Annotated in this window: 8 protein-coding genes and 1 pseudogene; 1 reads left to right on the top strand and 8 read right to left on the bottom strand. The window is 71.7% G+C overall.

Going from position 1 to position 13,673, the window contains the following annotated elements:
• Positions 1-2: 2 nt before the first annotated feature.
• From BN159_RS10330 to BN159_RS10355, 5 genes and pseudogenes are all read right to left on the bottom strand, one after another.
• Positions 3-2,339, bottom strand: coding sequence for a glycosyl hydrolase family 95 catalytic domain-containing protein (locus BN159_RS10330; RefSeq protein ID WP_015656900.1), 2,337 nt, complete (start codon positions 2,337-2,339; stop codon positions 3-5).
• Positions 2,340-2,359: 20 nt separating this feature from the next.
• Positions 2,360-4,086 (bottom strand): annotated as a pseudogene (locus BN159_RS47720) (alpha-galactosidase D).
• 45 nt (positions 4,087-4,131) lie between these two features.
• Entirely contained in the window at positions 4,132-5,292 is a 1,161-nt protein-coding gene (locus BN159_RS10345; RefSeq protein WP_015656903.1) for an ROK family transcriptional regulator, read from the bottom strand.
• A gap of 58 nt (positions 5,293-5,350) precedes the next feature.
• The gene (locus BN159_RS10350) at positions 5,351-5,824 is read right to left on the bottom strand and encodes an iron chaperone (RefSeq protein WP_015656904.1); all 474 of its coding nucleotides are present in this window, start codon (positions 5,822-5,824) and stop codon (positions 5,351-5,353) included.
• Positions 5,821-6,294, bottom strand: a complete 474-nt coding sequence (locus tag BN159_RS10355) for a carboxymuconolactone decarboxylase family protein (RefSeq protein WP_015656905.1) — start codon at positions 6,292-6,294, stop codon at positions 5,821-5,823. The genes BN159_RS10350 and BN159_RS10355 overlap by 4 nt, the downstream gene beginning before the upstream one ends.
• A gap of 169 nt (positions 6,295-6,463) precedes the next feature.
• Between BN159_RS10355 and BN159_RS10360 the strand changes: the two genes are divergently transcribed.
• Positions 6,464-8,896, top strand: coding sequence for an ATP-binding protein (locus BN159_RS10360; protein WP_015656906.1), 2,433 nt, complete (start codon positions 6,464-6,466; stop codon positions 8,894-8,896).
• Between the two features lie 36 nt (positions 8,897-8,932).
• Here BN159_RS10360 and BN159_RS10365 read toward each other — a convergent pair whose 3' ends face one another.
• From BN159_RS10365 to BN159_RS10375, 3 genes are all read right to left on the bottom strand, one after another.
• Positions 8,933-10,480: a DHA2 family efflux MFS transporter permease subunit gene (locus tag BN159_RS10365; RefSeq protein WP_015656907.1), complete on the bottom strand. Its 1,548-nt coding sequence runs from the start codon at positions 10,478-10,480 to the stop codon at positions 8,933-8,935.
• A gap of 77 nt (positions 10,481-10,557) precedes the next feature.
• Positions 10,558-12,102 (bottom strand): amino acid adenylation domain-containing protein, encoded by a 1,545-nt coding sequence (locus BN159_RS10370; RefSeq protein ID WP_231905600.1) that lies wholly within the window; start codon positions 12,100-12,102, stop codon positions 10,558-10,560.
• Positions 12,099-13,670 carry an acyl-CoA carboxylase subunit beta gene (locus BN159_RS10375; RefSeq protein ID WP_015656909.1) on the bottom strand — a complete coding sequence of 524 codons (1,572 nt, stop codon included), beginning with the start codon at positions 13,668-13,670 and terminating at the stop codon, positions 12,099-12,101. The genes BN159_RS10370 and BN159_RS10375 overlap by 4 nt, the downstream gene beginning before the upstream one ends.
• Positions 13,671-13,673 lie beyond the last annotated feature (3 nt).

Consider the following 13,673-nt stretch of genomic DNA (forward strand, 5'->3'; position numbering starts at 1 on the left):
GATCACCGGGCCGGGCCCTTCACCGTCACGGACTCCCCCGGCGCCAGGCTCACCGTCCGGGAGGTCCCGCCGTAGGAGACCGTCGTCGTGCGTCCGCCCACGCTGCGGATCCGTACCGAAGTCGGCACTCCCGCCTGCCACTTCAGGTCCACGACGAAGCCGCCGCGCGCCGGGAGCCCGGTGACGGAGCCGGAGGCGGCCCAGGCGTCGGGCAGGGCGGGGAGGAGTTCCAGGTGGCCGGGTCGGGAGTACAGGAGCATCTCCAGCATCGCCGCCGGGGTGCCGAAGTTGGCGTCGATCTGGAAGATGCCCCGGCCGCGTTCCACCTCGTAGATGTCGAAGAGGTTGAAGGCGGTGCCGTTGCTGCCGCCGCTGGACGGGCGGAGGTTGGTGACGATGAGCTGGTAGGCCTTCTCCGCGTCCTTCAACCGGGCCCAGCACAGGGCCCGCCAGGCGTTGGCCCAGCCGAAGCTGTTCATGCCGCGGGCGGTGAGCTGGGCGGTGGCTCCGTCGACGATCTCCTTCGGGGTGGCGCCGTCGGGGCGGATCCGGTCGCCGGGGAACAGGCCGACCAGGCCGGACAGATGCCGGTGGGTGGTCTCGCCGAGGTTGTCGGGGGACATCCACTCCTCCAGCCAGCCCGTCTTCGCGCTGACCCCCGGAAGGTGGAGCCGTTTGCGCAGTCCGGCGATGGTGTCGGCGTAGCCCGCGTCCCTCTTCAACACCGCTGCCGCGGCTGCGTAGTTGCCGAACAGGGCCCACACCAGTTCCTGGGCGTAGGTGATGCCCTTGGCGTCGAGCGGGCCGTGCTCCGGGGACCAGTCGCTGTCCGCGACCAGCACCTCTTTCGTGGTGCCGGGGAGGGTCGTGGTGAGCAGCCGGGTCTCCCAGAACTCGCAGGCGCCCTTGAGGAGCGGGTAGATCTTCGCGAGGTGGGCGCGGGACTGGGTGTACTCGTAGTGCTCGTACAGGCTGTTGCACAGCCAGGCGTTGCCCGCCGGGTGCCACCACCAGCCGCCCCCGCCATAGGGGTTGGTGGAGATGGCGACGGTCCAGCCCGAGACTTTCCCCGTGGAGTTGCGGTAGCGGTTGCGGGGGTCGTTGAAGAGCCGCCGGGTCAGCTCGGTCCAGGACGGGAGCTGGGCGAGGCAGTAGTCGGTGAAGGCGTCGAAGCATGGGGACAGGGCGGCGCGGTCTGCCAGCCAGTAGTTCATCTGGACGTTGATGTCGGTGTGGTAGTCGCCCATCCAGTCCGGGTCGTTGCCGTCCAGCCACAGGCCCTGGAGGTTCAGCGGCAGACTGTCGCGCGAGCCGGAGATCATGAGGTAGCGGCCGAACTGGAGGTAGGCGGCCTCCAGTTCGGGATCGGGCAGTTCGGGGTCGCGGGCGCGTGCCTTGAGGCGTTCCCAGGTGTCCAGTGCGCGCTGGGCGGCGGTGGAGGTGCCGAGGGAGAGGTCCAGCCGTCCGTACAGGGTGCGGTAGTCGGCGATGTGGGTACGGCGCAGGGCGGCAACCGTGGCGCCGGCGGCGTCGCGGACCTTCGTACGGGCCGACTGCTCGGGATCGAGGGTGGGGTCTCGGAAGTCCTTCGTGGCGTCGGGCGCGTAGTCGGTGCCGCCGCTGACCAGTACGGTCAGCTCCCTGCACCCCGCGAAGTCGATCCGGGTGCCGTGCACGGTGACCTTGCCGCCGCTGCCGTACGCCTTGATCGCGGCGCCGTAGCGCAGGCCGTTGGGGAGGGCGGCGCCGAACGACTCGGCTTCGGTGGGGGTTTCGCCATGGGTGCCGGTCAGGGTGATCGTGCCGGTGTAGCGGCCGCCCCCGGACTGGGTGAAGTGCACGACGATCACGTCGTCGGGGCGGCTGGCGAAGATCTCGCGCCGGTAGGTGACACCGGAGCGGATGTAGGAGCTGGTGACCAGCGCTTGGGCCAGGTCGAGGTCGCGGCGGTAGCCGGAGACGGCGCCGAGGTCATGGTCGGGGAGGTCGATGGCGAGCCGGGCGAGCAGGGTGAAGGAGCCGAAGTCCGTGCGGCCGTAGGGGAATTGACCGTCCTGGTCCAGGGTGTCGTTGAGGCCGCCGGTCCACATCGTGGCGTCGGTGATCAGCAGCAGTTCGCGGCCGGGGTCGTTGCTCGCGAGCGCGCCGGTACGGCCGTTGCCGACGGGGAGGCCCTGTTCGATGAGGGAGCCCTCGTCACCGGGGGCACGCCACCACAGGCGGTGTGGGGCGAACTCACCGTCGGCGGCTGCGGATTCCTGCGCCGTCGTGACCAGCGGAAGGCTCGTCAGGGCGGCTGTCGTCAAGGAGAGGATCGTTCGTCTGCTGGGGTCTGTCATGGCGACTCCGATCGGCAGGGCTACTTCTGTACGTCGATCCGGTCGATGTCCGGCGCATAGCCGCCGGCGCCGCTGTCGAAAGTGATCGTGTTGGCGCCCGCCTTCAGGGAGACCGGCACGAAGACGCTGTTCACCGTGGACCAGTCGCCCGTGGACGGGAACTTGTGGGAGTCGGCGCCACCGCCGTTGGCGGAGACGGCGACGGACCGGGAGTCACCGCTGATGTAGGCGACCTTGATCTGGTAGGTGCCGGACCTGGGGACCACCACGTCGTTCACGGTCAACTTGCCGCCGCCGTACAGGTTGCCGATCTTGCGGCCGTCGGAGCAGGCCGAGCAGTCGGCGACCGAGGCGTTGCCGCCGAGGGTGCCGGACTCGGCCTCGTAGGCGGTCCAGGACAGGGCGGTGCCGCGCGGGGTGACGGTGAAGAGGCGGGAGCCGTGCGCGGGCAGGGCCTGGGTGATGCGGTCGGTGTGGGCGCCGAGGTTCTCCTTGTTCCACAGGTCGCGCACCGCGGCCTTGCCCTTGAACCCGAGGGTGGACCAGTACGCGGTCACCGAGGCGGGTGCGTCGGAGAGGTTGAACAGGGCCACGGTGTAGGTGCCGCCCGGGTTCTTCGCGGCCCACACCTGCTGCGGGTCGGAGGCGGTGACCGGCCTGGCGGGCGGGGTGTCGCCCTGGTTGACGGCGATGACCTCGCGGTTGGTCAGCAGGGACAGGCCGTAGGAGTCGAGCCGGTGAGGTCGTCGCCGGTGTAGAGCGGGGACTTGGCGATGGCCCACAGGGTGGCGTAGCTCTGCCGTTCGGCCTTGGTGAGGCCGTCCATCGCACCGTTGCCGAACGAGGGGCCGAGGTCGTTCCAACTGCCGGGCCCCGCCTGGTGAGCCCAGGCGGGGGTTTGGCCCCAGCGGTCGTCCACCGAGTTCTCCCGGCTGACCAGGGTGTTGCATTGACATCCTCGCCTGCGTGAAACGCAGGCGATTTCGGTCAGCACCGCTACGCGGTGCCCCCTTGGGTTCCTGCTTCATCGGCCTCTGCCACCCGGGGGTGGTCTGACAAGGTCTCCACAGGCTTGACGTCCCGCCAGTCCGGCGGTAGGTCCGACAAGCACGCTGTCGGACACGGTGACGTTAACATCGGTGTCGGCCATCGCCGCCAGGATGCCCTTGGCCTCCACCCTGAAGAGTGAAGGACTGGGCAAGCGTGCGGTAGCCATGGACGTCGGTACGCCAATGCGTCCGGCGTTCCAGATCGGTGTCTTCCCCTCGCCGTAGGCCTGCTTCTCCAGGCCGACCGGAAGGTAGATGCCGGCCTTGAGGCCCTTGGCGTGGATGCGGTCGGCGACCGCCTTCATGCCGCTCGGGAAGCGCTCAGGGTCGGCCTGCTGGCGGCCGTACTCGTCGTAGTGCGGCTTCCAGGACCAGTCCATCCACCAGCCGGCGTCGATGTTGACGTACTCGTAGCCGTAGGGCTTCAGCTTGGCGGCCATGGCGTCGGTCTGCTGGGTGACGTTGGCCTCGGAGAGATAGCTGTAGTCGCCGTTCGGGTTGAGGCCCGGGTACTTGGACGACTGCATGCTCCAACTCGTCCAGCCCATATAGGGCTTGGCGTAGGTGGGCCTGGCGGTCTCGGTCCGCGCGGCGGGGGCGGCGGTCGCGAAGGCGACGGTGAGGGCGGCGGCGAGGGCCGGCACGACGAGGGTTCTCGGGCGGCGTCCGGGCAGGGGGGAGTACGAGGATGACCGCATGGGTCGTACCTCCTGGGTCGGAGCGGCAACAGAGGGAGGGCGTGCTCAGTCGGATCGGATGAAGCTCTGGATCGCGGTCGCGGCAGCACCGCGAGCCCACTCCTCGAAGGGGAGCGGGCGGGTCTGTACGTCGCACTGGGCGGCGGAGCCGAAGGCGTACGCGGTGAAGCTGTCGCGGATCTGCTCGGCGAACAGGTCGTAGGCGGCCAGGCCCTCGCCGGAGATGATCACGCGCTGTGGCCCGAACAGATTGGCCACGGTGGCGATTCCGCGGCCGATCGCCTCTCCGGCGGCGGCGTAGGCCTCCCGGGCGCCCGGCTCTCCTCGGCGGGCGAGGTCGATGGCCTGGGCGGTGTCGGCGACATCGGCTCCGGTGGTCTCCCGGATCCGGTCCAGTACGGCGGCGTCGGCGGCGATGGCCTCCACGCAACCGCGGTTGCCGCAACGGCATTTGGGGCCCGCAGGGTCGATGGCGACATGCCCGATCTCCCCGGCCACGCCGTGCGCCCCGGCCACCACCTGGCCGTGGACCACGAGTCCGCAGCCGATGCCGGCGCCGACGGTGACCAGCGCGAAGTCGGAGAGCCCCACCCCGGCGCCGAACCACTGCTCGGCGACGGTCAGGGCTCGTACGTCGTTCTCCACGGTGACCGGCAACCCGCAGGTCATGCCCGCGAGTTCGGCGAGCGGGACCTCGCTCCAGCCGAGGAACGGCGAGTACCGCACGACACCCCGGGCGCGGTCCACGTCGCCGGAGACGGCGAGGCCGAGGCCGAGCACGGGAACACCGAGGCCCTCGGCCTCGGTGCGCAACTCCCCCACCAGATCGGAGATCGCGGCGAGCACCGCCCTCGGATCCTGGTCCGTCAGGGGCAGATGCCGGGCCACGCGGATCCGGCAGCACAAGTCGGTGAGCACGCCGATGAGTTCGTTCCCGGTCGCCTTGACCCCGATGAACAGGGCTCGTCCGCCGTCCACCCGTACCGGGTTGGCGGGCCGCCCGAGCGCACGGCGGGCGGCGTCGTCGGCGTCCTCCACCAGGTACCCGGCCTCGATCAGCGGCCGTACCGCCTTGGTCACCGCCGCCGCTGACAGCGCGGTGCGCTCGGCCACCTCGGAGCGGGTGAGGGGGCCGTGCGAGAGCACCGTGGTGAAGATCTGCGCGACGGCCGGCGTCTGTGCCGGGAAGGCCTCGGGAGGCTGCATGGCCGGGAACCTAGGGCCATTATTTTCCGCTGTCAATAAAAGAAGCAGAAACCCAGGGTCAGTTGACGCTCTTCGCCACCAGCTCGCCGATCCGCGCCTCGTCCGCCGCGGTCAGCCGGGTCAGGGCGAAGCCGGTGGGCCACATGGTGCCCTCGTCGAGCCGCGCGGTGTCGTTGAAACCGAGGGTCGCGTAGCGGGCGTTGAACTTCTGCGCGCTCTGGAAGAAGCAGACGACCTTGCCGTCCAGGGCGTAGGCGGGCATGCCGTACCAGAGCTTCGGCGCCAGCTGCGGGGCGTTCTCCTTGACGATGGCGTGGATGCGCTCGGCCATCTCGCGGTCCGAGTCCTGCATCTCCGCGATCTTCGCGACCACCGCCGCCTCGTCCTGGGCCGCCTTCTCGGCCCGCGAGCCGGCCCGCGCCGCCGCCTTGACCTCCTTGGCGCGCTCCTTCATCGCGGCGCGCTCCTCGGCCGTCCACTCCTCGGACGCGGTGGCGGTGGTCTTCTTCGTGGACTGCTGTGCCTTGGTCATGACTTGTTCCCTTCGAGGGTGTCTACGGCGGCGCCCTGACGGGTCGTCGCGCCGAGCCGGTTGCCGAGGTTGGTGACGCCGATCATCAGCAGGAGCGCGGCGAGCTGTCGCTCGTCGAACCAGGTGGCGGCGCGGTCCCAGACCTCGTCGCTCACCGCGTCGGGCCGGTCGGCCAGCCGGGTCGCGGACTCGGCCAGTTCCAGGGCCGCGCGCTCGGCCGGAGTGAAGTACGGGGAGTCCCGCCAGACGGCGAGGGCGAGCAGCTGTGCGTCGCTCGCGCCGGCCGCCCGGGCCGCCCCGGCGCCCCGGTCGACGCCGGCGGCGCACCCGTTGATCTGGCTGATCCGCAGGTGCACGAGCTCCAGCGTCCGGCCGTCCACTCCGGCGCGGTGCACGGCCCTCAGGATCTCCTGGAGGGGGTGCGCCGCGTCGGGCAGGACGTCGGCGGGGTGCCGCATTCGGGACCGCACTGCGCTCTCCTTCGCTTCCGGGCTGCGTCGGTGTGTGACTCCATCACAGCCCGGCCGCGCCCGCCGGGCCATCGCGGTGGGACACCGTGGGACAGCGGAACAGGCCTTGACCTGCGGCGACCGCACTCGGAAGACTTCTGTCGCAGTGGGACGGAACGGCGGGGGGAACATGACCACGGATCCACGGGAAGAGCTGGCGGCCCGGCTGCGCATGCTCCAGGAGCTTTCGGGGCTCGGGGTACGGGCCCTGGCCAAGGACGCCGGTCTCAGCTCCTCGTCACTGTCGCGTTACCTCACCGGGCAGACGGTGCCGCCGTGGCCCGCCGTGGTCGCCCTGTGCCGACTGGTCAAGCGGGACCCGCGGCCGCTGCGCCCACTGTGGGAGCGGACCTCGAACCCGCTTCCGGCGCCCCCGAAGAGTAGCCGCCTGGTGCGTCCGCTGCCCCGCAACGACCTGCCGCGCGACGCGGCCGACTTCACCGGGCGCGAGGCCGAACTCGCCGCCGTCCTCGACGCGGTCGGCAGCCACCGGGCCGTGTCGGTCGACGGCATGGCGGGCGTCGGCAAGACCTGTCTGGCGGTGCACGCCGCGCACCGGCTCGCCGACGGCTTCCCCGACGGGCAGCTCTATGTCGACCTGCACGGCTTCACCGAGGGCCGCCCGCCCCTCGCCCCCGACTCCGCGCTGCGGATGCTGCTCGGCGCGCTGGACGTCCCGTCCGAGCGGGTCCCGCAGCAGGGCCTGGAGCAACTGGCCGCCTGCTGGCGGTCGGAGCTGGCGGGGCGCCGGGTCGTGGTGGTCCTCGACAACGCCGCCGACGCGGAGCAGGTCCGCCCGCTGCTGCCCGGCGCCGGGCCCTCCGTCGCCCTGATCACCAGCCGCAACCGGCTGCTCGGCCTGGACGAGGTGCCGCCGGTCTCGCTCGATGTGCTGAGCCCCGGGGAGAGCGCGGAACTGCTCGCCCGCGCCAGCGGCGACCCGGGCGGCCCGGAGGGCAGGCTGGCCCGGGATCCGGAGTCCGCCGCCGAGGTGCTGCGGCTGTGCGGCCGGCTGCCGCTGGCGCTGCGCCTCGCCGGCGCCCGGCTGCGGCACCGGCCAGGCTGGACCGTCGGCATCCTCGTCGAGCGGCTCGCGGAGGGCGCGAGCGAGTTCGACACCGCGTTCGCCATGTCGGTACGGCAGTTGGACCGGCCGCACGCCCGGCTGTTCCGGCTGCTGGGCCTGCTGCCCGGGGAGTCGTTCGACGAGTACGTGGTGGCGGCGCTGGCGGACGTTCCGGTGCGCAGTGCGCGGGCGATGCTGGAGGACCTGGTCGACGCGCACCTCGTACAACAGCCGGCGGCGACCCGCTACCGGCTGCACGACCTGGTGCACGAGCACGCGCGCCGGGCCTCGGCGGAGGCGGACCCGCCTGCCGAGCGGGAGCGGGCCCTGGTCCGGGTGCTGGACTTCTACGTCCATACGGCGGCCGCCGCCGACGCCGCGATGCCGTTCGTGGCGCCCGGCCGTGCCGTCTCGGCGGGCCCGGCCCCGGCCGAACTCCCCCGGTTCGCGGACAAGAACGCCGCCTTCGCCTGGCTCACCTCGGAATACGGCAACCTCATCGCCGTGTTCGAGACGGCCGCCGCCGTCGGCGCCGACGCCCACGTGTGCGAACTGCCGCGCTATCTGCGGGCGTACTTCGCGCGGCGCTGCGGCACCACGCATCTCAACGTCCTCTTCGAGCGCTCACTGGCCGCCGCCGAGCGGCTGGGCGATCCGCTGCACCTGGCGCAGGCGTACAGCGATCTGGGCTTCGCCCGCTACAACGCGGGCCGGACGGCGGAGGCGACCGAGGCCTACGAAGCGGCCGGGCTCCGGGTCGCCGAGGCGGGCGACAGCCGGGCCGAGGCCGAACTGACCCTGCGCCGCGGCTACTTGAGCTGGGACACGGGACAGGTCGAGGAGCCGCTGGAGCTGTTCCGGCTGGCGGGGAAGCTGTACGCGAACGCGGACTGTCCCGAGGGCACGGCCCACGCGGCCGCCGCCGAGTCCTGGGCGCTGCTCCAACTCGGCCACCAGGAGGAGGCGGCACTGCTGGCCCGTCAGGTGCTGGACGTCCCGCATCCCGACGCCGCGTGGCCGCCCGCGCTGACGGCACGGATCGTCCTCGGGGTGGCACTCGCCCGCGAGACCCCGGACGAGGCGTCGGACCACCTCCGTCAGGCGCTGTCGCTGGCCCGCGAGGACGGGCATCTGCACAACCAGGCCTGGTGCCTGAACTGCCGGGGTGTCGCGCTGCGGCACATGGGCCGCTACGAAGACGCCCTCGCCAGCCACCGGGAGGCGTTCGCGCTCCTCGACGAGCTCTTCGAGGAGCACTGGAAGATCTACTTCCTCGACGGTTACGCCGAGACCTGCCGCCTCGCGGGCCTGACCGAGGACGCCCTGCGGCTGCACCGGCAGGCACTGGAGCTGGGCCCGAGGCTCGGCAACCGGCATGCGGAGGCGCTCGCCCACGAGGGCATCGCACGGGTGCTCGACGGCACGGATCCGCAGAGGGCCGCGGAACACCGGGCGGCGGGCCGGGCCGCCCTGCGGGAGCCGGCCCCCGGGACCTGACCGGGGCGCCCGCTTCCCGCACGTGCCGGCCGTCGGCTAGAGCGTCGCCGTCGTCCTGCTCCGGTCCGGCGACCGGCGCCGGGGCCGGCCCAGCAGGGCGGCCGCTGCCAGCGCTCCGGCCAGCGCCGTCGCGGCGCAGACCCAGAAGGACACGGCCAGGGCGTCGGTGAAGCCGTCGAACGCGGCTTCCCGCAGACGCTCGCCCGTCGACGGGTCCAGGCGGGCGGCCACGGCGGCGGCTCCGGCGACCGAGTCCGTGGCGATCCGGCCCGCCTCGCCGCCGAGTTCGTCGGCGACCGAGGACACGCGGTCGTCGTAGACGGAGGCGATCAGACTGCCGAGGAGGGCCACTCCGAGCGCCGCCGCGACCTGTCGGACGGCCATCGTGAGGGCCACGCCGGTGCCCGTGCGGTTCTCGGGGAGTTCGCCGACGATGACGTCCATGGCGGTGGGCAGCGAGAGGCCGAGGCCGAGGCCCATGACCGTCATCGCGGTGGCGATCGGGCCGTAGCCCTCGGTGGTCGCGCTCCAGGCGCCGTACACCAGTCCCCCGGCGAGCAGGACGGAGCCGGCGGCGATCGTGGCGCGTGGGCCCAGGCGTTTGGCCATCGCGTCGCCGACGCCGGCGCTGAGCATGAAGGCCACGATCAGCGGCAGCAGCCGCAGTCCGGTGCCGAACGTGCCGTTGTCCAGCACCACTTGGAGGTACTGCGGCACGATGAACAGCACCCCGAACATCGTGAAGGACACCGCGGTGGCCACCGCCGTGGCGCCCGTGAAGCGCCGGTTGCCGAACAGGGAGAGGTCGATCAGGGGCTGGGCGGCGCGACGCTCCCACAGCACGAAGGCGACCACCAGCCCGGCGCCGCCCAGGAGCGTGCCGATGATGAGCGGGTCGCTCCAGCCCTCGTTTGGCCCCTCGATGATCCCGAAGACCAGCGCCGCGAGCCCCACCGTGATCAGCAGGGCCCCGGCGTAGTCGACCCGGGGCTTCGCCGGGTCCCTGGTCTCCGGTACCAGTGCCCCGCCCGCCAGCAGGGCGACCGCGATGAAGGGGACGTTGATCAGGAAGACCGAGCCCCACCAGTAGTGTTCCAGCAGCCAGCCGCCGACCAGCGGGCCCAGCGGCAGGCCCAGCATCATCCCGACCGACCAGACGGCGATGGCGCGCGAGCGCTCCTGCTCGGTGAACATCACCGGTACCAGCGAGAGGCTCAGCGGGGTCACGACGGCCGCGCCGAGTCCCATCAGCGCGCGGGCGAGGATCAGCGAGTCGGCACTCGGGGCCCAGGCGCACCACACCGAGGCCACGCCGAAGACGACCAGTCCGGCGATGAGCACACGCTTGCGTCCGAAGCGGTCACCGAACGCCCCGGCGGGCAGCAGCAGTCCGGCGAACACGAGGATGTAGGAGTCGGTGATCCACTGGAGGTCGCGGTTGTCGGCGTCGAGATCCGTCGCGAGCGTCGACAGCGCGATGTTCAGGATGGTGGTGTCGAGTCCGATGATGAGCAGGCTCAAGGACAGGACGCCGAGCGCCCACCAGCGGTGGGGGTACCGCTCGGCCAAGGAGTCTTCGGTCATGAGGCGGAGCCGCCCTTCCCTGTCTCCCGCGAACCGGCCGGGTCATTGTGATACCGACTCTCAAGAGAGAGTAGCCATCAGTTCCCCGGAGTGGCCGGGGGACCGGCGGATTCGGCCACGAGCGGGACCAGGGCGCCGCGGTCGAGCTTTCCGGACAGGGTGAGGGGAAGTTCCGGCAGGCTGACGTAGGCGGAGGGCAGCATGTGCCGGGGCAGCACCGCGCCGAGGGCCTCCCGCAGCAGGCCGTCCTCGACAGGGCCTTCCTTGGGGACGTAGCAGGCGGCCAGGAGCGGTTCCCCGCCCGGTGACTCGGTCAGCACGACGGCACATTCCCGCACCTCGGGCAGGTCCTGCAACGCGGCCTCGATCTCCCCGAGTTCGATCCGGAATCCGCGCAACTTGACCTGTTCGTCACGGCGTCCGAGGAACTCCAGCTCACCGTCCTCACCGGCCACGGCGTAGTCACCGGTCCGGTACCAGACGTCCGCCGAGCCGTCGAGGTCCAGGCGGACGAAGCGCTGGGCCGTCAGCTCCGGGCGCCCCAGATAGCCGTGGGCGACCCCGGCCCCCGCCACGTGCAGCTCGCCGGGCACTCCCGGCGGCACCGGGGTGGAGTCCTCCAGGAGCGCGATGCGCAGATGGGGCAGGGCCCGTCCGATCGGAGTGCCCATCAGATGCCGGCGCAGCTTCGCCGCGTCGACGACCGTGTCCGTGGCGTGGACCGTGATCTCCGTGATGCCGTACATGTTGTGCAGCTCGGCGCCGGGAGCCAGCCCGAGGGCATTCCAGCGGCGGACCGCCCGGGCGTTGACCGCCTCGCCGCCGAACACCACATAGCGCAGTGCGGGCAGCGGGACGGGGTGGTCCTCCAGGCCGCGCACCAAGTAGGCGAAGACCGACGGGACCTGGCTGAGCACCGTGACCTTCCGGGCGGCGAGCAGATCGGCCAGGGCCGCGGGGTCCGTGGTGAGCTCGTCGGGGACGACGACGACCCGGCCGCCGGAGCTGAGCGCCCCCCAGATCTCCCACACGCTGAAGTCGAAGCTGGGCGAGTGGAAGAAGGACCACACGTCGTCGGGCCCGACGGAGTAGGACGCACAACCGTCCAGCAGGGCACGCACGTTGGCGTGCCGGACCACGACTCCCTTGGGGTCGCCGGTGGAGCCGGAGGTGTAGATGACGTACGCCGTGTCCGGCGGCACCGGCGCGCCGCCGCCCGGCTCCCGTCCGCTGGGCTCGACGGTCGGCTCGCCGGTCTCCGCGTTCTCGGTGACCACGTGGCCGACGCCGGAGTCGGCGAGGAGGTAGTCCTGGCGCGCCTGCGGATAGCGGGGGTCGACGGGGACGTAACCGCAGCCGTGCCGCCAGATGCCCAGCATGCCCGCGATCGCCTGCGCCCCGCGGCCCGCACGCAGTCCGACCAGCCCCCCGGACGGCACGCCGGCCCGCAGCAGCGCGTCGGCGATCCGCTCGGCGGCCCGCTGGAGCCCGGCGTACGTCACCGTGCTCCCGCGGTCCTCGACGGCCACCGCGTCCGGCTGCCGCGCGGCGACCCGCGCGAAGCTCTCGTCCATGCGCTCGTAGGCCGCCCCGGCCATGTCCGTGCTCCCTCGGTCGCTCACAGCGGAATGTTTCCGTGCCACTTGCCGGTCGTCGGCCGGCGCTTGGTGCGCAGCACCCCCAGCCGCCGGACGATCTCCTCGCGCGTCCGGGACGGCTCGATCACCGCGTCCACATAGCCCCGGTCAGCGGCCACGTAGGGGTTGCACAGGGTCTCCTCGTACGTGGCCACCAGCTGTTTCTTCAGCGTGGCGGGGTCGTCGGAGGCCAGCAGCTGCTTGCGGTGCATCACCTCGGCGGCGGCCGACGCGCCCATCACGGCGATCTGCGCCGTCGGCCAGGCCAGGTTCACATCGATGCCCAGGTGCTTGGAGCCCATCACCCCGTACCCGCCGCCGTACGCCTTGCGCACCACCACGGTGACCATCGGCACCCCGGCCTCGGCGTAGGCGTAGCCGAGTTTCGCCCCGCGCCGGATGATGCCGCCGTGCTCCTGCTCGGCGCCGGGCGTGAAGCCGGGCACGTCCACGAAGGTGACGACCGGGATGCCGAAGGCGTCGCAGAAGCGGATGAAGCGTGCGGCCTTCTCCGAGGCGGCGATGTCGAGGGCACCGCCCGCGTGCAGCGGCTGGTTGGCGACCACCCCGACGGAGGTGCCGTCCAGCCGGGCGAAGCCGCAGATGATGTTCCGTGCGTGGATCGGGGCGATCTCCAGCAACTCCCCGTCGTCCACCACCCGTTGAATGATGGCAAGCATGTCGTACGGGCGGTTGTCGGCATCCGGGACGGCCGTCTCCAGCCACTCCCGCTCCGCGGGCGTCTCGGCCCGGGAGGGGGCGTAGACGGGCGGGTCCGCGTGGTTGTTGGAAGGCAGATGACCGAGGAGGATGCGCACGTAGTCGAAGGCGTCCTCCTCGTCGGTGGCGAGGTAGTGCGCGTTGCCGGTGATCTCGTTGTGCGTGCGCGCCCCGCCCAGGACCTCCGGGTCGGTGTCCTCACCGGTGATCGACTTGATCACCTCGGGGCCGGTCACGAACATGTGGGAGAGACCGTCCACCATGATCACGAAGTCGGTGGCGGCCGGCGAGTAGGCGGCACCCCCCGCGCACGGCCCGAGCTGCACGGAGATCTGCGGGACCACCCCGGACAGCGCGACGTTGCGGCGGAAGATCTCGGCGTACTGGGCCAGGGAGGCCACGCCCTCCTGGATGCGGGCGCCGCCGGAGTCGTTCAGGCCGATCAGCGGACAGCCGATCGACCCGGCGAGGTCCATCAGTTTGACGATCTTCTCGCCGTACACCTCACCGAGCGTGCCGCCGAAGACAGTGAAGTCCTGGGCGAAGACACACACCGTCCGCCCGTCGATGGTGCCGTGGCCGGTCACCACGCCGTCACCGTAGGGGCGGTTGTTCTCCATGCCGAACTCGTGGCAGCGGTGCCGGGCCAGTTGGCCGATCTCGACGAAGGAGCCGTCGTCGAGCAGCAGGTCGATCCGCTCCCGTGCCGTCAGTTTGCCCTTGGCGTGCTGCCGGGCGATCGCCTGGGGCGAGCCGGCCCGCCGCGCCTGTTCGCTACGGCGCACCAGCTCGTCGCGCTTGCCGGCCGTGCCGGTGACCACTTCCGTGTCCATCGT

It is taken from the genome of Streptomyces davaonensis JCM 4913, assembly GCF_000349325.1.
In the GTDB taxonomy this organism is placed as follows: domain Bacteria; phylum Actinomycetota; class Actinomycetes; order Streptomycetales; family Streptomycetaceae; genus Streptomyces; species Streptomyces davaonensis.